At 55.1% G+C, this 25818-nt stretch carries 18 protein-coding genes and 3 pseudogenes; 13 read left to right on the top strand and 8 right to left on the bottom strand.

Going from position 1 to position 25818, the window contains the following annotated elements; all coding sequences use genetic code 11:
* Positions 1 to 54: 54 nt before the first annotated feature.
* From JMJ16_RS19085 to JMJ16_RS19100, 4 genes are read left to right on the top strand one after another with little or no spacing between them, the layout of a single operon-like run.
* A complete protein-coding gene (locus JMJ16_RS19085) occupies positions 55 to 1632 on the top strand; it encodes a DUF2397 domain-containing protein (RefSeq protein WP_201384044.1) in 1578 nt (525 codons plus the stop codon).
* A 27-nt stretch (positions 1633 to 1659) separates the two neighbouring features.
* On the top strand, positions 1660 to 3042 hold the full coding sequence (locus JMJ16_RS19090; protein WP_201384046.1) for a TIGR02678 family protein: 1383 nt from the start codon (positions 1660 to 1662) through the stop codon (positions 3040 to 3042).
* Positions 3043 to 3056: 14 nt separating this feature from the next.
* On the top strand, positions 3057 to 7403 hold the full coding sequence (locus tag JMJ16_RS19095) for an SbcC/MukB-like Walker B domain-containing protein (RefSeq protein WP_201384048.1): 4347 nt from the start codon (positions 3057 to 3059) through the stop codon (positions 7401 to 7403).
* Between the two features lie 12 nt (positions 7404 to 7415).
* Complete coding sequence (locus tag JMJ16_RS19100; RefSeq protein WP_201384050.1) at positions 7416 to 8747, top strand: TIGR02679 family protein; 1332 nt, start codon at positions 7416 to 7418, stop codon at positions 8745 to 8747.
* A gap of 65 nt (positions 8748 to 8812) precedes the next feature.
* Here JMJ16_RS19100 and JMJ16_RS54465 read toward each other — a convergent pair whose 3' ends face one another.
* The 5 genes and pseudogenes from JMJ16_RS54465 to JMJ16_RS19120 form a co-directional block, all read right to left on the bottom strand.
* Positions 8813 to 9628 (bottom strand): IS4 family transposase, encoded by an 816-nt coding sequence (locus tag JMJ16_RS54465; protein ID WP_236601624.1) that lies wholly within the window; start codon positions 9626 to 9628, stop codon positions 8813 to 8815.
* Positions 9629 to 9844: 216 nt separating this feature from the next.
* A pseudogene (locus JMJ16_RS56055) lies at positions 9845 to 10150 on the bottom strand (transposase DNA-binding-containing protein); the annotation flags it as partial.
* 85 nt (positions 10151 to 10235) lie between these two features.
* On the bottom strand, positions 10236 to 11066 hold the full coding sequence (gene tatC, locus JMJ16_RS19110; RefSeq protein ID WP_201384052.1) for a twin-arginine translocase subunit TatC: 831 nt from the start codon (positions 11064 to 11066) through the stop codon (positions 10236 to 10238).
* A gap of 32 nt (positions 11067 to 11098) precedes the next feature.
* Positions 11099 to 11368 carry a twin-arginine translocase TatA/TatE family subunit gene (locus JMJ16_RS19115; RefSeq protein ID WP_201384054.1) on the bottom strand — a complete coding sequence of 90 codons (270 nt, stop codon included), beginning with the start codon at positions 11366 to 11368 and terminating at the stop codon, positions 11099 to 11101.
* A gap of 95 nt (positions 11369 to 11463) precedes the next feature.
* Entirely contained in the window at positions 11464 to 13032 is a 1569-nt protein-coding gene (locus JMJ16_RS19120) for a MauE/DoxX family redox-associated membrane protein (protein ID WP_201384056.1), read from the bottom strand.
* Positions 13033 to 14761: 1729 nt separating this feature from the next.
* On the opposite strand from JMJ16_RS19120, the gene tnpB reads away from it, so the two are divergent.
* On the top strand, positions 14762 to 15940 hold the full coding sequence (gene tnpB / locus JMJ16_RS19125; RefSeq protein WP_201384058.1) for an IS200/IS605 family element RNA-guided endonuclease TnpB: 1179 nt from the start codon (positions 14762 to 14764) through the stop codon (positions 15938 to 15940).
* 180 nt (positions 15941 to 16120) lie between these two features.
* A pseudogene (iscB, locus tag JMJ16_RS19130) lies at positions 16121 to 16552 on the top strand (RNA-guided endonuclease IscB); the annotation flags it as partial.
* 50 nt (positions 16553 to 16602) lie between these two features.
* On the opposite strand, the gene JMJ16_RS19135 reads toward iscB, so the two are convergent.
* A complete protein-coding gene (locus tag JMJ16_RS19135; protein WP_201384060.1) occupies positions 16603 to 17913 on the bottom strand; it encodes an IS4 family transposase in 1311 nt (436 codons plus the stop codon).
* Positions 17914 to 18712: 799 nt separating this feature from the next.
* On the opposite strand from JMJ16_RS19135, the gene JMJ16_RS19140 reads away from it, so the two are divergent.
* Both JMJ16_RS19140 and JMJ16_RS19145 read left to right on the top strand, forming a co-directional pair.
* Complete coding sequence (locus JMJ16_RS19140) at positions 18713 to 19249, top strand: DUF305 domain-containing protein (RefSeq protein WP_201384062.1); 537 nt, start codon at positions 18713 to 18715, stop codon at positions 19247 to 19249.
* A gap of 82 nt (positions 19250 to 19331) precedes the next feature.
* Positions 19332 to 20840, top strand: coding sequence for a YncE family protein (locus tag JMJ16_RS19145; protein ID WP_201384064.1), 1509 nt, complete (start codon positions 19332 to 19334; stop codon positions 20838 to 20840).
* A gap of 41 nt (positions 20841 to 20881) precedes the next feature.
* On the opposite strand, the pseudogene JMJ16_RS19150 reads toward JMJ16_RS19145, so the two are convergent.
* Positions 20882 to 21176 (bottom strand): annotated as a pseudogene (locus JMJ16_RS19150) (hypothetical protein); the annotation flags it as partial.
* On the opposite strand from JMJ16_RS19150, the gene JMJ16_RS57170 reads away from it, so the two are divergent.
* The gene (locus JMJ16_RS57170; RefSeq protein ID WP_374229032.1) at positions 21176 to 21505 is read left to right on the top strand and encodes an LLM class flavin-dependent oxidoreductase; all 330 of its coding nucleotides are present in this window, start codon (positions 21176 to 21178) and stop codon (positions 21503 to 21505) included. The pseudogene JMJ16_RS19150 and the gene JMJ16_RS57170 sit on opposite strands and share 1 nt — an antisense overlap.
* 23 nt (positions 21506 to 21528) lie before the next feature.
* On the opposite strand, the gene JMJ16_RS19160 is transcribed toward JMJ16_RS57170, so the two are convergent.
* Entirely contained in the window at positions 21529 to 22656 is a 1128-nt protein-coding gene (locus JMJ16_RS19160) for an RNA-guided endonuclease TnpB family protein (RefSeq protein ID WP_201384066.1), read from the bottom strand.
* Positions 22657 to 22710: 54 nt separating this feature from the next.
* Here JMJ16_RS19160 and JMJ16_RS19165 point away from each other — a divergent pair, with 54 nt between their 5' ends.
* The 4 genes from JMJ16_RS19165 (at position 22711) to JMJ16_RS19180 (ending at position 25752) form a co-directional block, all read left to right on the top strand.
* Positions 22711 to 22926 carry a ribbon-helix-helix domain-containing protein gene (locus JMJ16_RS19165; RefSeq protein ID WP_236601625.1) on the top strand — a complete coding sequence of 72 codons (216 nt, stop codon included), beginning with the start codon at positions 22711 to 22713 and terminating at the stop codon, positions 22924 to 22926.
* A gap of 403 nt (positions 22927 to 23329) precedes the next feature.
* Complete coding sequence (locus JMJ16_RS19170) at positions 23330 to 23647, top strand: hypothetical protein (RefSeq protein WP_201384068.1); 318 nt, start codon at positions 23330 to 23332, stop codon at positions 23645 to 23647.
* A gap of 156 nt (positions 23648 to 23803) precedes the next feature.
* The gene (locus tag JMJ16_RS19175; RefSeq protein WP_201384070.1) at positions 23804 to 24004 is read left to right on the top strand and encodes a hypothetical protein; all 201 of its coding nucleotides are present in this window, start codon (positions 23804 to 23806) and stop codon (positions 24002 to 24004) included.
* Between the two features lie 485 nt (positions 24005 to 24489).
* A complete protein-coding gene (locus tag JMJ16_RS19180) occupies positions 24490 to 25752 on the top strand; it encodes a phosphodiester glycosidase family protein (RefSeq protein WP_201384072.1) in 1263 nt (420 codons plus the stop codon).
* The last annotated feature ends 66 nt before the right edge of the window (positions 25753 to 25818 follow it).

Below are 25818 nucleotides of genomic sequence, written 5' to 3' on the forward strand. Positions count from 1 at the left end.
GAATAGTTCGAATGGGGCAATAGAGCCAAAGGTAGATAGAAGAGTTTGGAGCCAATGAACACGAGCGAAGGTCTTGCAACTTCTCCTGTTTTTACTATTACGGATCGCTTGCCGATCTTTAGTTACCTTGTCAGTTCCAATCGCACGCGCTGGTATCGCACAATTATGCGTACCTTCCTCCAACGCCATCGCGAGTTGTATAGCTATCAGCTAACGACGCAGGAGATTCGCGACGCCGTGCGTGCCGCCTTCGATCCCGAATACACGCTTGAGCAATGTCAGAGTGACCTGGCGTCGCTCAAAGAGTGGGGCAACGTCACAACCATTTATGATTCCAGCCGCGCCTCCTCTATTGCCAGTTTCCTCTCACCAGCCCTGCTCTATCAAGCCACACCCGAGGCGATCGCTATTGAGACGTTTCTTGACGAGCAACACCGCGCCAGCGCCGCCAGGGGCTCGCTGCGCCAGGGCGATCTTCCACGTCTGTGGACCTCCCTCCAGCATATTGATGAAGCTCTGCACATGCCTGGCCTGGACCCGGATGCCACGCATGGACGAGAGATCGCGGAGGAGTGGCAGCGCGCCTTTGAGGTCTGGAACACAATGGCCCGTGAGGCCGCGCAATATCTCGCTACGATGATCAATGCCGCGCAACAGGCACGTCCTGACCTGGAGACATTCCAGCAGTATAAGTCGGCGGTCGTGGCCTACGTTCATGGCTTTGCCCAGGCCCTGACACAATATAGCAGGCGCATCCGCGAGCAACTGGCAACGTGGAGATCAACGGGGAAGCAGTCACTCCTGGTTGATATCATCGCCCGTTACCTTGAGCCTCCCGCGCCAACCGCTGAGGGCAGGCGCGCACCCGAAGAGTTGCGGCAGGAGGCCAGCAACCAGTTCGAGGCCATGCTGAACTGGTTCAGCGAGGGGAAGAACGCTGATTCGTTTCGCCGCAACGCCCTCGCCGAGGTCGATAAGGTCGTTCGGCGCGCTTCAGCGCTGGCGGCAAGTGCGCGCCCCAACGCAAACTACGCGACGCACCTCAACACCCTGGCAAAGCATTTGCTCGCAACCCGTGATGGCGAGAGCGCCCAGCAATTGTTCTCCGTCGCCTTCGCCAATCACCTCCCGGTCCATCTGCCCGAGAGTTTCGCTGGCACCCCTAGCACGGCATATGATCCCCAGCAACCAGGCGTCTGGCAAGAGCCCGCCGCCGTCACGCTCTATTTGCGGCCAGTCAATCGCGGCTTTCGCGGCGATCCGCCTATGGAGGACCCCATCATCGATCACCGAACCATTATTCGCGATCTCGTGATACAACATGAGGCGAAGCTACAAGAGCAGAGGTCGCGTATCGCCCATCTCTTCGCCAGCGGCAATATGCTGGACCTTGGCGCACTGGCCCATGTGAGTATAGAGGATCGCTCGCTGCTCACCGAAATTATCGATGCCTGCCAGGGACATGCGTCTCATCAGTATCGTGCCCTCGATAGCTCAATCATCACACTCTTGAATCCAGGTGAGCGCATCTATACACTTCTCAACGCCGATGATGGCATCCTGTTCCTCCCACGCTATCGCCTATCACGGCAGCAAGAGGCCGTCCATGAGCCAGAGAGCGCATTGCTATAAAGCAGACGCCCAGACAGGATAGAGAGCATGCAAGAGACTGACATTCAGCAAAACATCATGACAACAGCATATAGCGAACCAGCGCAGATCGAGCAACGCCCCACACCACCAACAAGTCAGCGCATCCGCCGCGCAACAATGACAGCGGATCTGCTCAAGGCGCACGTGACGTTGATAGAGAAAGAGGTGATCCTCGCCAGCCAGGCCGACCTGTTCCGCCTGGTACAACATCATTACTATACCTTGCAAGCATGGCATGACCAGCATACGGGCTGGCGCATTCAGCGCAACAGCCATGTGATCCGCCTGGAGCGCCATCTCAACGCCCTCACTCCTGGCTATCTCTACGAACGGCTGAAAGAGCCAAAGGATTTCGCCTGCTTAACCTGGCTGCTCTGGTATTCCGAGAACCGACAACTGACAGGCCGCGGCAATGAGCAACAATTTCTGCTCTCCCAACTGGCCGAGCAGATTCAGGAGCAGTCAGCCCTTGATCAGGACGGGGAAGAGCCATTCGATTTTCGCAGGCCAGCCGACCGCTACAGTATGCAGCGCGCACTCCACTACCTGGAGGACCTGGGAGGGCTCCAACTCGTCGATGGGCAGACACGCGAATGGGTAGAGCAGGCTGGGAATGCCGATGTCCTGTACGAGTTTACGCCTGTCGCTCGCTCACTGGTAGCCGCGCTCAATCCACAGGCCGTTGAGAGCGCGGCAGCCCACCTGGCCAATCCCGCCACGGCGCTACAGCCAACCTTACTCGCGGATATGGCGAGGTCGCCCTCCCTCGTGCGCGCCTGGCGGGGACTTCTGCTCGGCCCCACGCTCTTCCGCTTCGACGATCCCTCCGCCTTCGCCGAACTGCTGACGCACGCCGAGAGCGTTGCCAATGAACTCCTTGATACCTTTGGCTGGCTATTGGATATCCAGCGTGATTATGCCTGTATCGTACGCGCAAGCGGCATGGCGCTGGGGCCTATCGCGCCCCTCACGCCCTATGGCACCAACGACCAGATCGCGCTCCTGCTCTGTCAGGCCATACGCACACAGGTCGAGACCAACGCCTGGCCCCCACCGGATGCCTTTGGTTGCCTGCATGTCTCGGTCGAAGATATGAGCGAACTCTTCTATAGCGTGCGCGAACAGTATGGCGAGCACTGGGGCAACGAGGCCCGTGGCAAGAGTTCACGCACGCTGCTACAGGACGTGTACAAAAAGATGCGCCAGGTCGGCCTTTTGCGTGGACCCGACGAGGCAGGGCAACTGCTGATCCTGCCAACCGCCGCCCGCTATGCCGCCACGTATGAGAAACCTGGGCCAGAGGCCATGCCAACCACGCGTGGGCGCACCAAAGCAAACGCGAAACGCGCCAAGAAAACACCCGCTACACCCCTGCCTGGATTGGAATAAGAGAAGAAGGATTTATGCAAGAAACGTTCGATCAGCTCACCGAATGGACAGCAACGCTCGATGAAACCTCAGAAGACGCGCTTACCCGCCAGGTCACACGCTTTGTCGAGACCCTCCAGGCACAGACAGGTGGCCCCGAGGGCTATCGCCTGCGCCGCATTATCCTGACTAATTTCTGGCTCTATGGACGCCAGGAATTTGAAGTTCCGCATGGTCGCCTCTTCCTGGCTGGTGAAAATGCAAGCGGCAAATCAACCGTGCTGACGGCCGCCCTCCCGCTCGCGCTTGAAGGCGACCTGCGCCCCAACCGCCTCGATACCTTCGGTGGCCGCGAGCGCCGTATCGAATACTATGTCCTTGGCGATAGCAACTCTGCCACTCCCTACCAGCACGAGCGCCGCACCGCCTATATCGCCCTCGAATTTGAATGGTGCGATCCCAACAGGCCACCCATCGCTGATGAACTACGTCAACGCTGGGAGAATGGGGACCGGGAACGCACGCGCTTTCTCACCATTGGCCTGAGCATCGCAGGCAACGCCAACACCACCGAGCGCATTCGCGCCCTGCGCTTCCTGATTACCGATGGCTCACGCCTCGGTTATGATCTCGATACTATCTATGAAAGCAAAAACAACGGCGAGAAGCGCGCCTACGACCACCTGCGCTTCAAGCAACTGCTCGAAGGGCATGGCATCATCTGCGAGACACAGGCTGAATACGAGCGGCAGGTCGCGCGCCATCTCTTCGGCTTTCACGATAGCAAGGACTTCGAGAAGCTGATCAATCTGCTGCTCATCCTGCGCCGCCCGAATCTGAGCACCGAACTGAACTTCTCGCGCGTCCACGACTATCTGAAAATGTCGCTGCGCAAGATTTCGAGCGAAACCACCTCGCGTGTCATCGGTACCATCGAGCGCATCGACTCCATCCAGAGCGAGATTGAGCGCGTCCAGGAGGCCTACGCCGCCGCCGAACGCATTCACCAGTCGCTGCAACACCTCGCCAGCATCCGCGCCCAGCTGGCGGCCTGCGAATACCAGGGAGCGCAGTTCGTCGAGGATGTGGCGCAAAACCGGGCAACGAGCCTCCGCCGCTCTCTGGCACACGCCGAGAAAGAACGCACTGAGGCTGGACAGCGTTCGCAGTCTCTCCAGGAGGAACAGCAGCACATTCATGGGCAGATCAGGGCCCTGGAAGCAAGCGAAGGGCTCCAGGTAGCAACGCAGCTTGCCGCTGTGCGCGAGCGCCTCCAGTCCGCCACCTCGCAGATGAAACTGCAACAACAAAGCCTCGATGCCGCGCGTCATGCCAGCAACGCGAGCGAACAGAGCATCCAGCGCCAGCAGACGCGCTTCGGCCGGATGAAGGACGAGTGCCTGGCCCAGTTGCGCACGCTGCATACCCTCGCCGCCGAGAAGGCGCTCTGGGAGACCGCCGCCATCCAGCTAGAGGGCGCCATCGCGCAGGTGAACACCTTCGCAACGCATACCTCCTCCATGCCCGAGGTCCCCTCTGGCATCACCACGCTCCTGGGCGCGCCAGCCGAGGAGCGCATCGCCTGGCTCCATCGTCTCGAAGCCCTGCACCAGCAACGTGCGCAACTGGATAATAAAGTGCAGAACGCGCGCCAGATCGAGATGACGCGCTTTCAGGAGCTTGATGAAGTGCGCAGCCATCTCCAGGCACTCCAGGACCGCTCCTGGCAAGCGCAGCAGCAGATCGAGCAGGACCTCGATACATTTAGCCTTGAAGAACGTGATGCACCAGACTCAGCCTTTGCTCCAGAAGAGCTAGATGCCACGCTGGAGAACGACAACACCCAGGAAGGCACGCTGGTAGAGCGCTGCTCAGCCCTGCTCAAGCACTACCGCCAGACCATCGAGTCTCTTGAGCATGAGCTCAGCGAGGCCTGCGCTGAAGTGCAGGATGAAATGCACGAGTTGCACCTCCTCATCGGTGGCAAGACCCACGAGCTGCAAGAACTGAAAGCGCTCATAGAGCGCAAAAAGGCCGAACCGGAATATCAGCCCGTGAGCGCTGAAAGGCATATGCGCGCGCGCGCCCGGCTAGCGGAACAGAGCATCGACGCCCTCCCACTCTACATGCTGCTCGACTTCGCGCCTGGCAGTGATGAACTGGAGGCAGGGTGTATTGAAACCGCCCTCGAGGATGCGGGCCTGCTCAATGCGCTTGTCGTCCAGCCCTCCCAGCAAGCCGCCGCGGCCGTGCTCCTGGCCAGCGAAGAACTCAGCGATTGCTGGCTCGATCTCAGGCGCTTGCAGCCGCACCCACGTGCACCGCAAGCAAGAGACATTCTGTGCTTTGATACCGCTCTCCAGGCGCCTGCTGGGCGGTGGGAAACCCTCACCATAGACATCATCGCCGCGCTCCTGGCCAGTGATATATATAGCATGGAGAGCAGCGGCCAGTGGATACATGGGTTGCTGAGTGGCCACGCTGGTCCAGGCCAGGCTCGCTATATCGGCCGCAAGACTCGCTTGCGTACCCGGCAACGCGAACTGGAGGCGCTGGAGAGCCAGCAAGCCCAACTCGAAGAGGAGTACCAGTGGTTTACCAGCCTTCTCTTCGCCTATGAGCAACAACTTGAGCAATTGCAAGAGAAGCAGGCGCAATTGCGCAAGGTGCTCCCTCAGAGCGGCCTGGAAGAGATCTACCTCGAACTCGTACAGACGCAGAAGACACTCAACACAGCCAGAGACAGGTACCAGAAGGCCCGCCAGCACACGCAAGAGGCGCGGCAAAGTTATAATGCTATCATTGCGCAGCTTGAACGCGAGAGCCAGGGCGTTGCGCTGCTCGTCAGCGATCAGCACCGCGTCCAGGCCACACTCATCAGCGTTATCGAGCTTAAAAATCAGGCCAGCTCGCTCCAGACACACTTTCAGAGCCTGGTTCATAGCTGGGAAGAATACCAGCAGGCCAGCGTGGCCCGGGAGCAAGCGCAGGCGAACGAGGCCAATAGCCAGCGCTTATATGAGCATGTACGCCAGCAGGTACTGCGGGCGCGCGCTGAGATGGAAGAGTTTGAGCGCGTGGCCTCGCTCGCAAATGCCGAGGAGCTCAGCGAGCGGCTCCGCATGTTGCGAGAGCGCGATGACATCCTCGCCAGTGAGCTTGACGAGGCCCGGCAAAAGCACGCGCGCACCGACGAGCGCTACCAGAATGTCGCGGCCAATCTCGTAGAGATCGAAGCCCATTTGCAGGAGGCGCAGGAAGAGCGCGCGCAGCGCCAAGCCCGCTTCCTCGACCTGCTGACGGCCTATCCGGTGGAAGCGCTCCTGGCCGCAAAGCAGGACGACGCGTTGACAGCCGCGCGCATTCTACTCAATGGCGCGCTCTCTGAGAGCGAGATTCCGCAACGCAAAGAACGGCTCGAGAATGAGTACCGGGACGCCTACAATGCCCTCGCGCGTAGTTTCAATCAGGAGCAATCGCTGCTCCTCGAATATGGGCCAGACCTCGACGACCAGGGGCGTGTCCATTTCCTCAATGAGAACAGGAGCCGCCCTATCGAACTGCTGGCTATCCTGAGCGAACGCATTGAGATGCAGAGAACCTTGCTCGGTGAAGAGGAGCGCCAGTTATTCGAGGATTTCTTGCTGCAAGAGATCGCCGAGGCCATCCGTATGCACATTCTGGAAGCCGAGGAATGGGTACAGCAAATCAATAGGGTGCTGAGCAATCTCCCCATGATTGGCGAGCACTACTCGCTGCAATGGAAACCACCTGCCGAGTACGATCTCACCCGCCTGGGGAGCCAGCTGGCGCAGCAACATCGTCTCCTGCGCAAACCAGCCCAGGCCCTCACCGCGGAAGAGAGCGACGCCCTGATGAGCGCCTTTCGGCGCGAGATCGAAGCGGTCCGTCTGCGCCAGCAAGAGGCACCCGATCTGAACTTCATGGAGGCACTGGAGCAAATCTTCGATTACCGCGAGTGGTTCCACTTCGATGTCTGGGTGACCCCCATCGGTGGCCAGCGTCAGCGCCTGACCGACCGCCTGGCGGGCACACGTAGTGGAGCTGAACAGCTCTTCGCGCTCTACGTGCCGCTCTTCGCCGCGCTGGGCGCGCTCTACAACAGTGCCAGCCCTGGGGCCCCGCGCCTCCTCGCACTCGATGAGGCCTTTGATAAAGTGAGCGCCAGCAACACCCAGCGCATCATGGAGTTCCTGGTTTCACAGGGCTTCCAGTGGATTATGACCGGCCCAGAGGTCAGTGGTGTAGGCGCAAAAATCCCCGCCAGCGCGCGCTACCTGATGATTCACGACAAAGGCTCATCAGTAGCGACAGCCTCGGCCTCGTTCTGGAGCGAAAAAACAGGCATGCAGGCAGAATAGGAAGTGGGAAGCATGCAGGAGCACAAGCGCGAGCAGGCCAACGTGGCCAATGTACAAAGGGCTGTTGCCTTCTTTATCCAGGCTGACCTCTCGCGCCTGCTCGCCAGGCTATGCGACAAATACCTGGAACTGGGGCAGGTCGGAGGGCAGATCGTGCTGGAGAACAGTACCCCGCAGGAGCGCCGCGAAATCGCCAGTTTTCTCGGCAAGCCCCCCTCTACGAATCAGGCGCTCAAGGTGAGATTGAGCGACATGGATAACGCGCTCAGGCATAGCGGTTTCGCCTGCACCCTTCCCGAGCTCCTGGCGGCCTTCTTCCCCGCCTCAGCCATGATAACACGTCCACAGCGCCGCGCGGCCCAGGCGGCTCACCAGCAGGAATTTCTAGATGCGCTAGACGTGATTCGCGCAGCCTTACCGGAGGCCTCTCGGGGGTATGCCTGGCTCACCAAGGGTACGCACGGGCGAGAGTGGCTCGTCTCACGCTACAAAAACGCGGGTAGTGAAGTGCAGGAGCAGCAATTAAAGCTGATTAGCTATGTTGCGCGCATCCTCGACCAGTTGCCAGGCTCGGACAGTCCGCAACGCCTGGCCCTTTTTGCCCAGCAAACCAGTGGCGATCCGCATATGCTCGACCCAAACCGGGCAGCGGGACGGCTGCTCCTGCTCGCACTTGGAGACCTCTCGCACACACCTCTCAAACCGGGCCTGAACCGCGAAGATATTCTGCGCCTCTACCTGGAGGTCGGTTTGCAGGTCGATACCATCTCATCCACTGTCGTTGTCTTCAACCTCGACAGCGCGTCCTTTCATGGTGGGACTCCCGATCCGATGATCGCGGCCGCGGGTCAGCGTATTTTGCCCCTGACACTACGCCAGCTATGGGAGTGGAGCAGCGTCCAGGCCGCCGCCATGGACATTTATATCATTGAGAATCCCCAGGTCTTCGAGGAAGTCATCGACAACCTGCCCAACAATATACAGCCCCCCACGATCATATGTACCGCTGGTTGGCCCAGTGTCGCAGCCCTGACCCTGCTCGACAAGCTCATCGCGACTTCGCCCGATTATCAGCTTCATTATAGCGGGGACTTCGATCTAAAAGGGCTCCAAATCGCGGCTTACTTCCTTGCCCGTTATCCTGGTCACTTCATCCCTTGGCATATCGATCCAGCGGCCTATATGACCGCCCTCCAGGCCAGCGGCGTGGCGGCCCCATCTGGCGAGTTAGCCCAACTCGACACACTTCCCGCCATCTTCGCCCCACTTGTGGCAACGTTGCAAGCGCACAAGCAGTGGGCCTACCAGGAAGGCATCGCTCACCTCCTCACATCATTCACCTGAACGCGGTATCGCTTATCAAACCGGCCCGTAAAACCCCTGCCTTGAGGCCTGATTCTTACCCACATCTACAAATGGAGGTGAAGAGCGAGATGCGCGCCCTCAAGAAGCGTTTGCAAGGAGAGCCAGCCTTTCCAGATGGTTCGCCATCCAGGAGGACCATCACGACGACGCGCCAGATAACCACCGAGCCGTGCCACTTCCGTCCAGAAGGTGCCCAGTGTCATGGTGGCAGGCGAGTGACCAGAGCGCTGGGCCAACACCGCAAGCATTAGAGGCTCAATCACCTCAGAAGCTGGGCGTTGTGGCGCTTCACGAGCGTAGGCACGCACCTGCAACAAGCGCACGGCAAGTGGAGACAACACCCCCAACAAGCGCATCAGAGCGTCAACCGTTTGCAATTGTCGTTCCTCGATGCGACACCCGCTTTTGAGGCATTGGTGATACTCCTCGACCAGCCAGCGTTGCCGATACCAGTCCACACGCTCCCGTGCTTGTTCGAGCGTCGTGGTGGGAACCGAGGTCAACAAGATCCATTCCAACGGTTTTTCACCTTCCGGAGCCAGTTCTTCCCAGACGCGGATGACCCAGACGGTCAAGGGTTCGTTGCTCGCTTGCGGCTCATGGCGTGGGGGCAAGAGGGTCATGTGTCCGAAGGCAAGCTGAACCTGGGTCGAACGCGCTTTGTGTCCATGCCGAGCTGGCACCTCCAGCGGACGGCTCTGCTGACTTGGAAAGGCGCGGGCGCGATCCAGAGAATACGTGATCTCTTCCTCGTCCGCTTCCGTGCGCCGATTCTGAGCCGCTCGCACCAGAAAGTGCGTCTGGTTCGCTTGGCATGCGAGGAAAAAACGGGAACATATCCGCGCCTCGATCCCCAACATGGACCCAAGTGCTTCCTGGCTTAGGCTTCCCAATGGCACCTACCTGGCGCATCCAGACATCGGTTTCACGCTCTTTGCGTTTGAGCCGTTGATGGCGTTGTTCCCCTTTGGGTGCTGCAATGCGCACAAAGGGTTCTTGAGCCATACAGCCAAGCACTTCCTTGGTAGGGGGACGCACAGCAAGCACTGTTTGCACGCGCGAAACCACGCCCACGTTCATTGCCAATTTGCCCCGTCCCACTGATCTTGTGGCGATGCGACAGATCGATATCGGTGGTATCTTGTACCAGCAACATCACTGCAGAGGATGCAGCTTGTTCCCTCGTCTGTTGAACATGCGGCTGCATCAAGGCAGCAAAGGTCACGTCTGGCTCGTTGAGCAAACGATACAAGGCTTTTGCCCCTTTCCAGTCGCATTTGAGCAGGCAGCGAACCCAGAGGGTTCTCCGCCAGGTTGCTGGCTGCCTGGATGGTGCGTCTCGTTCGGCGGCTATCGTGCAATTGGACGTTCCCAAAGGTGTGCTCGGCCCAACTCTTGGCGTCTCATACTTCTTGCGTCTTCATCCTTGATTCTATCACTTCCTAAATGTGGGTAAGAATCAGCGCTTTAGCGGGGGGAGCTTTCAGGTTCACGCATACGCTGAGTGAGCTTGATTAAACCAATGGACAACTCGAACAAGCCAGACATAGCCACCCCCAGGAAGATTGGACTGTAGAAATCGGCCCCTGGCGTCAGAAATGTGGCAGCAATCCACATCCCCACATGCGAGGCGGCCCGTTTCCGGCTCAAGGTCTCCGCCGTGATAACCCCAATAAGTGAGAGAAAAGTTAGGACCAGAGGAATCTCAAAGACAAGGCCAAAGGCCAGCAGGAATAAGGCGACGAATTTAAAGTAGCTACTGACCGAAATCAGTTCGGTAAAACTATCTGAGGCAAAGTTCACGAGCCAATTGACTGGGTAGGAGAGGACAATATACCCCAGCACCAGGCCAGCTAGAAAGAGCAGGAGGCCTGCGACTATAAACGAGACAGCGTACTTCTTTTCGTGCTGATAGAGGCCAGGCACAATAAAGGCCCAGACCTGGTACAAAATCACCGGTAGCGCCAGGACAAAACCGCCGACGAGCGCAAGCAAGAGATGGGTCGTAAAGCCCTCTCCGATCCCCGTAACAACCAGCTTAACTTTACCCCCTCCAAGTGCATTCGCCGCAGCAGGCAGAGGCCTGGTAAGAAAATCCATGATCTGTACGCGAAAGAAGAAGGTCACGACAGTACAAATGACAATAGCAATCAACGATTTCACAATGTGCCAGCGGAGTTCTTCGAGATGATCGAGCAATGACATATTGGAGGGATCGCTGGTTTCAGCCTCCTCGCTTTCAGAGACAAGGTTGTCTGATATCTCCAGGGAATCATCCTCTATTCTTCTAGTTGCCATAAAACCTCTCCATGCAGAGAAGACAAACAGGCTTAATTAGCCTGTTTGTCAGCATTGATCTCTTTGCTAGTATCATGAATGCTCGTCAGGCTATTCAATTCCTTGTGAGGGTCCGGCAGGGCCTCTTGGGTTTCCGGCTCAGGCGTTTCCTCAGCTTTGGGATTTGAGATCTCATCCATGCCTTTACGGAGCGCTTTAATGCTCTTCCCGATGGCTGAACCCATTTCGGGCAGCTTTTTGGGGCCAAAGATTAGCAGCGCGACAACGAGGAGGATGATCAATTCTGGCATATGAAACCCCATAGCGATGATCCTTTCTGGTAACCAGGTTCTATACCATAGAATCCAGGCGCGAGTTGCAGCACTCCCGCTCCAGGCGCTATATTCACTGGGAGAGTCTAGCTTTGCAGCCTGCTTCTCCCTCCAACGAGCTTTATAAGATCTAAGCGCGCTCGTGGTGATGGGGCCTCTTCTTTGACATGGCCAGCAAGCGCCAGGACATCGGAAGCCCCTTCCGCCAGAGCAGACGCAATTTTCCCCTGGGCATCCACTAGCATTGCCGTCGGCGTCCCATTTGAGCCAAACAACATTTTCACAGCGCCCTCTTTATCGAGCAATACAGGTGAACGCAAACCCATAAGGCGATTTTCCTCTGCCGTCCCGTCTGAGATGACGAGCAGCCTGGGCGCACCCTGCGGAGGATTGGCTTCCCATGCTTTCAAGTCTGAAAGCATGCTCTTACAGAAACCGCAGTCTGGATTCCAGAAGAGCAGCAGGGTGAGAGTGTTACGAAAAGAGCTCAAGGAGACTGGCTCGCCTTTAAGGTCAGGGAGACGAAAAGCGGGGGCCTGTGTTCCAATCTCAGGGACTGAAGGTTCTGGCTGGGCTCTGCCACCGTTGCCCAGAAGCACTACAGGTAGCTGACGCAAGCTTGCCGCTCTAGAGACCAGGGTTTGAATATCCTCTGAACCTACAACAATAGAGCTTTCTATGAAGCCATCAGGGCCAATGAGTACCGCACTTGGTGTTCGTTGCACACCGAAGAGAATATCTATCTCATTCAAGCGCTGGAGCACGATACGCGAAATTCCATGCTCGGCTGCTTTGGCAGAGTTCTCTTGAGTTGAGCCGTGGCTAAGCAAGGCAATGGTCAGCTTATCCGCGTAATCTCGTTGCCAGCGTCCAATCTCCGGCAAGAGTTCGGAGCAGGGAGCACAGGTAGGGCTGGTGAATATGAGTACAACTGGTTTTCCAGACGCGCACAAACCATCGAGCGAGATCTTTTTCTCATCGAGGCTGGTCCCAGAAAAAGCTGGAGCCTTGGCACCGACTGGCAGCCCCGTTACCGACCTTTCTCTTTCTGGCATCGCGAACATGAACCCCTCTTGTGCAAGTCGGCTCTCTGTACGCTCAAGGCGCAGGAGCAGCCGCCCTTGCTGACCCAGGGCATGCAAGAGAAGCCAGCCCTCGCCAGCCATTAGAGCGGCCGCGAGAGCAGCGGCAACGAGTGCGACCTGTTGCGCCAGAGGCATTGTTGTAAACCAGCTTGTAGCGCTTAATCCTGTGCTACCACGTCCAAACCAGACGACAAAAGCGGCACCTAGCGCTAAAAGAATGTTACGTACAAGCGTTGAGGGTCCCACCGGAGCCGAGTGCAACTGACCAAAACAATGGCAATCTGGCCTGCGCCCAAGCGCCAGGTTGTAACCGATACCCACGCAAAAAATGAGCAGAAGCGCGAACGCTCCTATCGCTCCATACCAGGACCAGGTCCGGGGAATAAGGGCTACGGCAACGCCAATCTCAACGATTGGCAGTACTATCCCCATCAACCCGGCGAGAGCTTCAGGTACACCAAAGTTGTGGAGTGCCTTCTGCGAACCAGGTAGATCGGCCAGCTTAGCGAGACCTGCTATCAGGAAGACAAGCGAGAGCAGGAGTCGTAGAAGCAGGAGCGTAACAGCCATGAATTCTTCCCCCTTTGGACCTGGATATGCTTTATACGAGATGGGCGCTCCGTGAAGCACCCACCTCCCTTACTCGTTTGATCGAGTGTGAAAGGATCAATGGCAGAGCGGTAGTCGTACTGCCTGAGCAGCCACGATAATGAACGAGATTGGCCATAATTTCCAACCCTACAGCACTACGCACATTTCCCGCCAGTACAAGTTTTGGAACAGCACTCAGCTGGAGCGCTACAACTGAAACCCTTCGCTCGACAGCTACACGTGCCCGAACTTTTGTCACAGGTGTATGTGCAGCAGTCATTGTTAGCTTTACAGGGAGCCCCGTGACCTCCACAAGCCGCTGCCAGTGCGGTACCAATGCTCCCCAGGCCAAGCGCACCGCCTATGGTTGCCACAAAGAGCGCTTTGATTGTCTGACGACGGGATGTGCTGTTGGCTAGTACTTTAGTCAACTCGTCAAAGTTGTTTGATGCCATGTAACTTTCCCTTCTTTACTTTTAGAATCTGAATGCTTCAGCAGTGTAACGGGCAACGTTACACTGCTGGAAACACTACCCGAATACAGGTAGGATTGGTGATAATGCGTCCTAGTATCTACTTGCTGCACTTACCCTCGACGCAGTAACTTTCTGGTCAAGTCGTCAAAATGGCTGGATGCCATATGTTTTCTCCTCTTGTCGAGAGTAAGTAATGGTTCCTACCACAACCCGCGCTTAACCGCAGAAAAAATCGCCCCCTGTACTTGTAAATCTGCAGACCTTTGAGCAACAGTCGTTATCATGCTTACAACGACCACTTTTTAGGCAACCGGCTGCTCCTGCGATACGAACGCCACTAAAACCGAGCGCCCCTCCCAGAGTACCAACAACAATGGCTTTTATCGCTTGTCGGCGTGACGTGCTACGGGCTATAACCCTAGTCAACTCGTCAAAATGGCTGGATGCCATGCGCTTTCTCCTCTCCTCGAAAGCCAACAACGGAGAATGCTCACAGTGCTTTCCATGCAGCCCACGCTCAAGCGCAGATTAATCCACCCGCCAAACCACTATAGAAGCAGCGCTTTGAGCAGCAGTCACTGCTATGCACACAGGTGGAAGCACTGCTCTTGCACCCTGCCGCTCTTGCGGTATGAATCTCACCAAAACCGAGGGCTCCTCCCAGGACTCCAACGGCAAGCATTTTTAGAGCCTGTCGACGGGATGGACTGCTGACTACAACTTTAGTTAACTCCTCGAAATGATTTGCGCTCATCCGTTCTTTCCTCTCTACTGCATGAAAACACCAAAAGCTGTAGCTAAACCCTGCGGTCCTTGCGATACACTTATCTATTTACACCCCCCTTACAAACTCAAAGATACTCCCGACGATGAGAGAGCAGACCTTCACCAAAAATAGCAGAATCTATCCTGCTATTTTTGAAATACCCGGCAAACTCTATCTCTAATTAGGCGTCAGAGGACCCCTTGCTTCTAGCTCTGCCTCCTATACACATTTAACAATGGTACATGGGAGCCAGCATCAGATGCGGGACGGGAAGCTTGAGCTTTCACATCTCTGTTTGTCAGCTCTTCTTTCCAAGACAGCTTTTTCAGCCACGTTGCAAAATCACTTTGTTAAATGTGTATAGGAGGCAGGCTTCTAGCTATGGGGATGAATGACGCCATTCCTTTCTTTTGACTTTTTATCCTTTCTTTTGACTTTCTACATGCTATATGCTAAAATGTAGAATATGAAACAGAAACGCGCCTACAAGTACAGGTTTTATCCCTCTGACGAGCAGAAACAGATTTTTGCTCGTACTTTTGTTTGTGTTCGTTTCGTCTATAATTGGGCGTTGCGTAAGAAGACGGATGCCTTCTACAATGACAACCAACGCCTCTACTACAAAGATCTTTCTGCTCTGCTCCCTGACTTGAAAAAGCAGAAAGAGTATTCATGGCTTTCTGAAGTTGCATCCGTTCCTTTGCAGCAATCCTTGCGTAACCTCGATAGAGCCTTCATCAATTTCTTTGAAGGTCGCGCAGAGTATCCTACCTTCAAGAAGAAAAGCAACCGTCAATCTGCTACCTATGCTGGCACGGCCTTCACATGGCGCAATGGGGCTCTTACACTCGCTAAGATGAGTGAGCCACTTGATATTCGCTGGTCGCGTCCTCTTCCTGATGATGTAACTCCTTCGAGTGTGACCATCACCAAAGACTGTGCTGATCGCTACTTTATCAGCATTCTAGCTGAAGATGAGATTGAACATTTACCCTCTAATGAGAATGCTCTTGGCGCTGATCTTGGCTTGAAGTCCTTTGTGGTTCTCTCGACTGGTGAGATCGTGGGCAATCCCAAATTCTTTCACAAAGATGAGAAGAAGCTTGCCAAAGCACAACGTCATCATGCCAGGAAGAAAAAGGGCTCAAAGAATCGAGACAAGGCACGTCTCAAGGTAGCGCGTCTTCATGCCCGTATCGCTGATCGGCGCCGTGACTTCCTGCACAAGCTCTCGACACGACTGATCCGTGAAAACCAAACGATCTGTGTTGAGTCGCTGGCAGTCAAAAACATGGTCAAGAACGAGAAGCTCGCCAAAGCGATAAGCGATGTCGGATGGTCTGAGTTTGTGTCCCAATTAGAATACAAAGCCGACTGGTATGGTCGAACCCTGGTCAAGATTGATCGGTGGTACCCTTCCAGTAAGCGCTGTTTCGAGTGCGGTCATCTTCTCGACGCTCTCACGCTTGATGTGCGTGAATGGACCTGCCCTGAATGTGGTGCCCATCACGACCGTGACATCAATGCAGCAAACAATATCCTTGCCGTGGGACTCACGGTCCATGCCTGTGGAGAGAGCATAAGACCTGGAGCGGTGAAAACCAAACCAGGCAGTTCTCGACGAAGCAGGAAAGCCTCGAAGTGATTCGAGGAATCCCCCGGCTTGAGCCGTGGGGAGGATGTCAATAAGAGAAAGCTAACCTCATGTATGGTGGTTCCATTTGCCTGACTCTCCCGCAATTTACGTGATAAGTTCTGCAATAACATATGAGGTTTCATAGCTTAATGGGCCTGGCGACGAATCTCGTCAATCGGGTGATATGCCAAGACGCGTTACCGCAAGGCCCGCTGGCGCAACCGTGCTCGACCCTCAGGCTGGCTCGCGCCTTCGCTTGCCAGTCGTGTCGAGCAGGTCCCCTGGGTCAAGCACCTCATGCGTTACTGTCCCATCACCGCCATCAGCCAGGAGCTGGTGCGCTTCGATCCCCAGTTGCTGGAGCAGCCTTCCATCGAGGGCATCCAGTACCAGCAAGGAGCCCTGGCAGACTATGAAACGCAAGAGTACCTGCTGGAGAAGTGGGGGCAACAATGTGCCTACTGCGGGATCGAGGATGTGCCTCTACAGGTCGAACACATGCACCCTCGTGCCAGAGGAGGAACCAGCAGGATCAGCAACCTGACGCTGGCATGCCAGGCCTGTAACCAGGCCAAAGGCACAACTCCTCTCGAGGTGTTTCTGGCGAAGAAACCGCAGGTAAGGAACGCCTCTTTCCTCCCCAGGCCTCAAGGCTGTCACTTATACACAAGTCATGAAGGATGGAGACGCGTAGCGAGATGAACGCCTTCCAGAACATCCATCACCCGCATCCATCCTTTCCATAAGGTCTGCCATCCAGGGGGACCATCGCTTTTGCGGTCGAGGTAGCCTCCCAGGCGTGCAATGGCGTGCCACACTTCTTGGGCAGTAGTGATGCTGCGGTGACGTGGATCCAAGAAGACGATGACCTGGATGGCTTTTTGCGAAACCACGTTGGTGGCTGGGATATCCCCCGCCTGCTGCGCTGTGTGCCGAATGACCAATAAACGCAAGGCAATGGGAGTCAACACCGCGAGTAATTTCCACTGAGCCTGCATGCGTTGCACGTTGTGCTGTTCCATCCGACAACCTGTTTTGAGGGCTTTGTGGAAATCCTCCAACAGCCAGCGCCAGCCATACCATTGCACCACCTCCCATGCCTCACTTGGGCACGTGATCGGCAGCGTGGTCAACAAGATCCATTCCAACGGCTCTTGTCCTTCGGGTGGCTGGGATTCCCAAACCCGTACCACCCAGGCGACGATCTCCGTTTTGCGTAAACAGGCTCCGTTCACAGGCGGCTGGACGCGTACCTTTTGAAAATTGATCTGTAAGCGTGCTTCTCGCCTGGGCTGAGAATGTTGGGCAGGAATGCTCACCAGATGAGCATCCACGCCAGGAAGGGCACGAGCCAGGGTCTTGAGATGCCCTTCGTCAAGCTCGGCTTGCTCATCCTCTTGAGAAATCTCCACGTTACGATCCTGGGCCACTCGCAACACGAAGTCGTACCCAAGCTCCTCACACGCCTGCCAAAATGTGTAGACATCGCTGTTGCTATCGCTCACATAGATCCATTGGTGGTGCTCTGGCACCCGCCCGATCTGTCGGATACTTTCTTCCCAGACATGCGATTCTCGCGCCCGCTTTTTGCGCTCTGCCTTGGTTTCCCCAATGGGGGCAAGCTGGCGAATGAAAGGTGAAAGCATCATGCATCCCAAGATCGCTTGCGTTTGGGGGTCCATTGCGAGCACGGTGTGCAAACTGAAACCGATATCTTCTCGGCTGTTGCCCACCGGCCCCCGTCCTTTGAGTGCGTTATGCCTCGTGAAGTCAAACTCGGTCATGTCAGCCAACAGGAGCGTACGAGAGCATTGGGTCGCCGCGTGGTAGGTTTGGCCCCAGTGGGGGAGCAAGAGATCTTCATACCCGTATGCAGGATTGCTCAAGAAACGATATCCCCCCTGCGTTTCCCCCCAGGTCTCAAAGGCGTGAGGCAACGAGGCCGATGGGTTCTCTGCCAGGGCGTTGGCGATCTTGAGCAAACGATCAGTACGACGCGGATCTCCCAGTTCTGCTGCTCCGAAGGTCTGGGCGGCCTATTTGTCGGCATGCTGCAAAGGTTCTTGTTCCATGAGCCTTTCTCCTCCGCTTGTTCTTGCTTTTCTTTTCAGCACGCCAACACTTGTGTGTAAGTGACAGGCCTCAAGGCCGGGATCTCCAGAGGCCGAGGTGTAGACGATTTTTGCGCTTGAATGGCGATCGAAGCAATGCTATTGATCTTGCTAGAAGGAGGCACAATCGAATTCGGCCTCTGCGACTGATTGTATAACCCCAAAAGTTTATTTCTTCGTGTTAAAGTCTATAAAAAACTTGCCTCTTCTCCAGTGTAGGGGATTAGTACTCGCTTGCTCTGCTTCGTTTCTCTCGATACTTTTCAAAGCGAGAGCGTAGCAAGTAACCAACAAGCCCCACACCATCAGCCGAAGCTTCTCAGCGTTTTGTCGTATTCCTATGCTGATAGAGAGTTCAAGAATAAGAACGTTCCTAACTTGCTGACATATCGAAGACCTATACGTTTTGGAGGAGGGTGCGATGAGAAGAAGACGATCGCTTTGCGTCTTTTGTGCTCGCGAACAGCGACGAGCAGGAACGCATCTACGAGCATACGAGCGGTGTGATGGAACTTCACATTTAACAGACATGTACACACTCAGAGACATCGTGTCTCGCTTTAGATATATGCTGTTCAGCCTAGGATTGGTACTACTTGTCATCGCTCTCATCATTGGTATCGCACTTAGAAACACGACACCCTCTTCCAATCCCGAGGAAATGTTGTTCATGGCTAAGAGTGGTGCTGCCATGACCAGGATGATGGTGGCCATGAAGATCAAGCCATCCAATAACGTCGATAAAGACTTCGTCGCCATGATGTTACCACACCACCAGGGGGCCATCGACATGGCAAAAGCTGAGTTGAGTTATGGTCACAACGAGCCGCTTCGCAGGCTTGCTCAGGAAATCACCATTTCCCAGCAGGAGGATATTGTTACGATGAAACTAGCTCTTAAGGGTATAGCATCTTCTTCCAATCCCGAGGAAATGTTGTTCATGGCTAAGAGTGGTGCTGCCATGACCAGGATGATGGCGGCCATGAAGATCAGGCCATCCAATAACGTCGATAAAGACTTCGTCGCCATGATGCTGCCACACCACCAGGGGGCCATCGACATGGCAAAAGCTGAGTTGAGTTATGGTCACAACGAGCCGCTTCGCGGCCTCGCCCAGGAAATCATTGCTACTCAGCAGCAAGAAATCGTAGCGATGCAACTCAATGAGAGGCGGTTGCCCCCTCCGTCTGAGCCTTCGCCCCATTAGCTATTTTTGACCCGCATGCAATGGATATTTTTAGCATCGGATGCCTGCACAAGTTGCCAATGCAAGAGACAGGAGTTTCCATATGAAACACAACGTCTTCGCTGTCATGCTGATCACCATGACTCTGGTCATGGCATTGTTCATTCCCATAGCCTTTGTTACCTCCCTGACCGCTTGGGCGGGACAGGCTTCGTTTGGGGACGCTCCCCCTCCAGATATACCCATCAGCCATCGAGATCGCGTCTATACTGCGGATCAATGGTCTAACACCGTCTCCGTCACTGATCCAGTTGACAACAAGCTCCTAGGTAGCATCAGCCTCGGAGAAACGACACCAGCCAATCTAAGCCCCCTGTATCATGGACAAGTGCTGGTGCATGGTATGGGCTTCTCACCTGATCACCATACTCTTCTGGTCGTCTCAATTGCCTCAAATTCAGTGGCATTCATCGATACTGCAACCAATGCCGTGAAGCACATTACCTATGTCGGACGCTCGCCGCATGAAGCGTTCTACACGCCAGATGGTAAGGAGGTCTGGGTGGCCGTCCGTGGCGAGAACTACGTTTCTGTTCTTGATGGGGCTACCTATCAGGAGAAGACCCGCATCGTTGTACCGAATGGACCGGGCATGACGATTTTTTCTCCTGATGGGAAATATGGTTATGTCTGCTCCTCCTTCACACCCGAGACCGATGTGGTCACTGTCGCCAATCACAAGATTGTTGGACGAGTCGCCCAGGCGAGCCCGTTTTGCCCGAATATTGCGGCGACGCCGGACGGCAAGCAGGTCTGGTTCACATTGAAGGACACTGGCAAGGTGGAGGTATTTAATGCTCAGCCGCCTTTCTCAATCTTAAAAACGCTCGATACGGGGCCGATTACCAACCACCTCAACATCGTCCACAACGCCAAAGGCACGTTTGCCTATATCACAATCGGCGGTCTCAACGAGATCAAGGTGTTCCGCACTGACAACTTCGCCCAAGTCGCGACCATTCCGGTCGGTGCGTTGCCACATGGAATCTGGCCATCCGGCGATGGAACACGGGTCTATGTCGGGCTTGAGAACGGAGATAGCCTTGTCGCCATCAATACGCTGACCAATCAGGTAATGGCGACGAGCCCAATTGGCCAAGGGTGTCAGGCGATCACGTACGTGCCCAATGCTGTGCCAAGCGGTACTGGCATGCAGGGGCTCACTCCGCTCGGCATTGCTGAGCAAGTCACGCATCTCTCACTTGTGCCGATGGAGCATGGCAAGCCAGCAAGGCTGGCAGCCGGGCAGCAGGCTCCCACCAGTGTCTCGTTGTTTGATCAAGGGCAGGTGCAAGTACTGCAGGCAGCAGTGACCGGGCTCAAGCCCAAGCATCCCTATGTGCTTGCTCTCTCTGCAAATCTGAGTGGCAACGGCACTCTGGAGCCGCTGGAGGAATTCATAACGAACCAGGCAGGTGCTGCCATTGTCAACACCGTTGGCCCGATCCGACAAGTGGTACAGAGACAGAACAATGTAACACGCCGCTACCTTGTGATCTTTCCTGGGACCGCTCAGCAGCCCAGTACTCCTGTTCAGACCCAGGCACAATGAGGAATAAACAGTTATATCATGTTGATATGTTGCCCTCGCACTCAAGGCTCCCTGTGCAAAAGCAGCGGGGGTTCGGAGCGTTCCGTCCACGCTTCCAGCCTTCCTGCCTGGGCAAGAAAGGCTGGCTCTTGTATGGGTTCACTCAGATTTTTGGGCACACGCGCTCCGGCACGAGGAATGCCCATGCGTTGAGGCAAGATCTGCCCCTCTTTCGCGCGTTGACGCGTGCGCTCGTGTGCTGCCCGCAGCGCAAGTCCCAAGGACTGCGGCTTGCCGCGTCCGGGAGCGCGCCTCCGCACCCACCCAATACCCCTGGGATCGGGCACACGGCGGAATTGACCAGTTATGTGCGCCAGCGCTCGGGCCATGATTACCAGGAGCATTGCCAGGTAGGCGCTTCGCATGCCGAGTTCGTCACCGACGAGGTCGTTGATCGCTTTTGCGTGATTGGTACAATGGCGCAGTGCCGTCAGCGCATCCGTGAACTAGCTGCCATTGGTGTCAACGAATTCAATCTTTACCTGATGGCCAAAGAGCAAGAGCACCTGCTGGAAATCTATGGCCGAGAAATTATTCCAGCGTTTATTGACACTCCCCTGGATAAATCCTGGGGATTCTTCCTTCATCCAGGCAACGTGCTCACTCCCATTGCTGAAAGTGCGTAGAGATCTTCCTGTCCAGAAGCGTTTTATGCACTCAAAGGTGCATCAGTTCCCATATGCCCTATGGTACTGAGAGCCTTTTGCAGAATGTTTAACGCCGCGTTATGATCCCTGTCAAGCACCACTCCACAATCAGTACAGATGTGTGTACGCACGCTCAAACTTTTCTTAACGAGTGTGCCACATGCGGAACAGTTCTGACTGGTGTAGTGTGGGGATACGGTAATGACAGGGATCTTATGCAGCGTTGCATAGTAGTTCACCCAGATCAGGAACCGTCCCCAGCCAGCATCGTGAATGCTCTTGGCAAGGTGGCGATTTCTGACCATGTTGCGAATATGCAAGTCTTCAAAGGCAATCAGATCGTGAGAGGTGACTAACGCGTTTGCCTGTTTCCTGGCAAAATCTTCGCGTTGCCTTTGAACTTTTAAATGCGCATACGCCACGGCTTGACGGGCTTTCTTGCGGTTCTTACTCTTCTTTTGTTTCTTGGAGAGGCAGCGTTGCAAGCGCTTCAGGCGTTTTTCCGCTTTACGATAGTGGCGGGGATTCTCAATAGTTACCCCTTCAGAATCCGCATAGAACGCTTTCAATCCAACATCGATACCAACCAGCTTGCCAGTAGGAATGTGTTCAATGTTGCGTTCTGCTTGCACAGCAAACTGGACATAATATCCATTAGCGTGTCTCACCAGACGAACACGCTTGATCTGTTTCACAGGGAAAGTTTTAATGTCTCGTGTGCCTACCAGACGAAGACGACCAATTCCACACCCATCGGTGAAGGTGATATGTTTTCCATCTGATTCCAGTTTCCAGCCTGTAGTCTTGTACTCCACAGAGCGGTTATTTTTCTGGAAACGGGGATAGCCCTTCTTTCCTGGCTTCTTGGCTTTGCAGTTGTCATAGAAACGAGCAATAGCAGACCACGCCCGATCAGCACTGGCTTGACGTGCCTGGGAATTGAGAGAAGAAGCAAAGGGGAATGCTTTGGCAAGAACGGCGCAATAGCATTGCAGATCATTCTTGGTTGCGTGGTCATCCATCCACAAGCGTAAGCACTTGTTGCGAATGAATTGCACAACGCGAATAGCTTCATCAATGGCGGCGTATTGTGCCTTCGTGCCATCAAGCTTGTATTCGTAGATCAGCATTGCGCCTCTTGCTCCTTTTCTCATCCTCTGCTATAATTATACATCATAACTCTGATGTATGCAAGAGGTGAGAGAGTGAGACGTACAAACATTTATCTGAATGAAAAACAACACGAAAAATTACATGAGCAAGCTGAGAAAGAGGGTGTTCCAGTTGCAGAATTAGTACGGCGTGCCGTGGATGCGTTTCTTATGTGGTACGATCCGTCCTATCAGCCAACTCCACCCAATCCACCCCAAACAAGGAAGAGCCATTCATCCCCCGGATAAATCACGGGGGCTTTCTGGCTCGTTTTCTGTAATCTATGCCGAGATCAGTAAGAAATAATAACGCCTGCTTAATCTGAATTTTAACAATACTTAACACAAACACCTTGAATCCTCACTGCGTTAGGGTAAAAATAATCGTGGAAATGTTTACGCAATCTTTGAGCGTAGGCTTCGACTGGAGAAATCTGTCGCCGATATTTCAATATGCCTTGCGCCTGATAGATATATACCTTTCTACATTATAAATGCGACTTAAGAAGTATTCTCAGCGTCTACAACGCTTCGCGATGTGGGGCAGTGGTGTGCAGATGCTGCTGGCATCTGCACACCACTGCCCCATATCCGGCGAGCCACGAAGTGGCGAGAAGTCTTGAGATGATAGAAGAGAGAAATGGAGCGAGTGATGGGATCCATACAACTGGTTGTCTTTGATATGGCAGGAACGACCATTGATGATAGCGGAAATAAAGTACTCACGGCCCTGGTGGAGGCGGCACGCATTCATAACTTGCCGGGAATGCCCGATGAGCTCAATGAATTGATGGACATGAATAAGCGGGAGGTATTTACCCTGCTGACCGAACAACTCCTTGATCGTGACTCTGAGCAGGTATCTCAGCTAGCTGAGGCGGCGCTGGCAACCTTTGTCGAGCGTATGCGCGCAGCTTACTCCCAGGGCGGCCATTCCCGGGACAGAGGAGACGTTTGTCTTCCTGCGTGAGCGCGGCGTGAAGATCGTCCTGGACACCGGCTTTGACTCCGTGATCGGTGGCCTGATCCTCGAACAACTGGGCTGGCTGAACGGTGTGATCGATTGCGCTATCTTCTCCAGTGATGTCTCCCGGGGCGTCCCGCGCCCTACATGATCTTCCGTGCCATGGAGCAACTGGACGTGCAGGATGTGCGCCAGGTCATGAAGATTGATGATTCGCCCGCCAACCTGGACGAGGGCATAAATGCTGGTTGCGGCGAGGTCATTGGTGTGCTCAGTGGAGCGCATACCGCTGAGCATCTGGGCTGCTATCGCCACACTCGCCTGCAGCCCAGCGTTATCGATCTCCCTGCTCTCTTTAACTAGCAAAGCCTGAACCGCCTCTCACAGGGGCCTTGCGAATCAAGTCGATGAAGACCCGTTCAGCATCAGGATGGCTATCAACAGGTTGCATGCTCATCTCTTCCTTCCTCTCATACAAACAGGGTACGAGCATTGCATCGGCAAGTCAAGAGACAGATCGGGTGGCGGATTCGATGGCGGATAAACTGTTTACTGATAGTTTCCTCTGTTGGCTCACGAGCACGGTCATACTCGCTGGCAACCGCCTGGACCCGAGATGACGATCTTTCGTAGCCCAGCGCTCGTGACTGCTTTCGGATTCCCGCTTCAACTTCCTCAAGAAAGTTGATCTCCCGCGCTCGCAGCCCTTCCCCCAACCTCCAGCTCTCCCATGTTGACACATGAAGATTATTAGTATTCGTGCATATAGCATATATTGCATTATTATTTATCAATCCCTGTAAAATTAAATAAAGAGCATATTATTTTATTACAAGGAAAATGAGCATATGTTGATACACAAGCATGTGGCTGCGCAGCTTTTTCTATGTGCGGCGCTTCTAATGCTGCTTGCCGGACAATCGGCTTTGACATACGCCAAAGTGGCACATCCATGGCGTTCTGACACGCCTCCCAACTGGCCCCTGGTGCTAAATGAAAAGCAAACGCTTGACCAGGCTCTGGCCAGGGGGTTACAGATCTCGACGGAGACCCTGAGTACGGCTGACGGATCTCAGCATGCCAGTCTGTTGAACGTCGATCTCTCCGATCCTTATCTACGCCTGGGGGTCATGCAGGCCCACGATCAACTGTTGAGTCGGGGCGAGACGGTTGGCTCGATGGCGAACCGCTCGCAGGCGATAGCTGGCATCAATGGCGACTTCTTCGAGATCAACACGACGGGCGCACCAATCAATATGGTGATGATCGATGGCGAACTCTGGCAGAGTCCAACCCCGCCATCACGCAATGCCAACGATTTCGCCGTCTTTGGCATCAATAGCGATGGGAATATGGTCATCGATCACGAACAGTTCAGTGGGACCGTCAGCGCTGGCAGCGTCGACCACCCCCTGAACGCAGTCAACCGCTACGCAGTCCCCAGAGATGGCGGCATGCTGCTGGTAACCTCCCGCCTCGGCGCTATGAGTGTGAGCGGATACACGGTAGCGCTCCTCAAGCCGGTTGATGGCTCTCGATACATTGTTACCTCGCTCCAAACGAATATGACAACGCTAAACAGGCTTACGGGCAATCAGCAGGCCCTGGTAGGCGGCGGTGAGTCGGGGCGGTGGCTCCAGGCCAATATCCACCAGGGAGAGACACTGAACATCACTCAGCAGCTTATGCCCGATAGCGGTCTGCGATACGCCCTAGGTGGGGGTCCACAATTGGTCAAAGATGGGCAGATCCCCAATGCCAGCGAGCTTGGAGATAGCGCCGCCGTCAATCCGTTGACCGCAGTGGGCATCTCGCGAGATGGCAGGCACGCCTTCTTCGTCGTCTTCGATGGGCGCGAGGCGGGAGCAGACCACAGCCACGGCCTGACGCGTTCACAGATGGCCGGTTACCTGCTAGAGCATGGAGCCTACCAGGCCCTCCTCTTTGATGGTGGTGGTTCTGCCGAGATGGTCGCGCGCCTGCCGGGACAGGACAGGGTATCAGTCATCAATACGCCTTCGGACGGTCATGAGCGCCTGGTCGCCAATAGTCTGCTGATCTATAAAACAGAGCAGCAGGCCAGCCAGCCATCAACACTTCACTACCATTGACTCTTCCCCAGATAAATCCCTATCACTTCTACACATGTAACAATGGCAAATGGGAGGCAGCATCAG

Source organism: Ktedonobacter sp. SOSP1-52 (assembly GCF_016587395.1).

Coding starts and splice junctions, on each gene's coding strand:
- JMJ16_RS54465 (WP_236601624.1), bottom strand. CDS start 9,628: ATGTTGGGGATCGAGGCGCGGATATGTTCCCGTTTTTTCCTCGCATGC.
- JMJ16_RS19180 (WP_201384072.1), top strand. CDS start 24,490: ATGTTGATACACAAGCATGTGGCTGCGCAGCTTTTTCTATGTGCGGCG.
- JMJ16_RS19175 (WP_201384070.1), top strand. CDS start 23,804: ATGGAGCAACTGGACGTGCAGGATGTGCGCCAGGTCATGAAGATTGAT.
- JMJ16_RS19115 (WP_201384054.1), bottom strand. CDS start 11,368: ATGGGGTTTCATATGCCAGAATTGATCATCCTCCTCGTTGTCGCGCTG.
- JMJ16_RS19145 (WP_201384064.1), top strand. CDS start 19,332: ATGAAACACAACGTCTTCGCTGTCATGCTGATCACCATGACTCTGGTC.
- JMJ16_RS19100 (WP_201384050.1), top strand. CDS start 7,416: ATGCAGGAGCACAAGCGCGAGCAGGCCAACGTGGCCAATGTACAAAGG.
- JMJ16_RS19140 (WP_201384062.1), top strand. CDS start 18,713: ATGGCTAAGAGTGGTGCTGCCATGACCAGGATGATGGTGGCCATGAAG.
- JMJ16_RS19160 (WP_201384066.1), bottom strand. CDS start 22,656: ATGCTGATCTACGAATACAAGCTTGATGGCACGAAGGCACAATACGCC.
- JMJ16_RS19120 (WP_201384056.1), bottom strand. CDS start 13,032: ATGGCTGTTACGCTCCTGCTTCTACGACTCCTGCTCTCGCTTGTCTTC.
- tatC (WP_201384052.1), bottom strand. CDS start 11,066: ATGGCAACTAGAAGAATAGAGGATGATTCCCTGGAGATATCAGACAAC.
- JMJ16_RS19090 (WP_201384046.1), top strand. CDS start 1,660: ATGCAAGAGACTGACATTCAGCAAAACATCATGACAACAGCATATAGC.
- tnpB (WP_201384058.1), top strand. CDS start 14,762: ATGAAACAGAAACGCGCCTACAAGTACAGGTTTTATCCCTCTGACGAG.
- JMJ16_RS19165 (WP_236601625.1), top strand. CDS start 22,711: ATGTATGCAAGAGGTGAGAGAGTGAGACGTACAAACATTTATCTGAAT.
- JMJ16_RS19095 (WP_201384048.1), top strand. CDS start 3,057: ATGCAAGAAACGTTCGATCAGCTCACCGAATGGACAGCAACGCTCGAT.
- JMJ16_RS19170 (WP_201384068.1), top strand. CDS start 23,330: ATGGGATCCATACAACTGGTTGTCTTTGATATGGCAGGAACGACCATT.
- JMJ16_RS19085 (WP_201384044.1), top strand. CDS start 55: ATGAACACGAGCGAAGGTCTTGCAACTTCTCCTGTTTTTACTATTACG.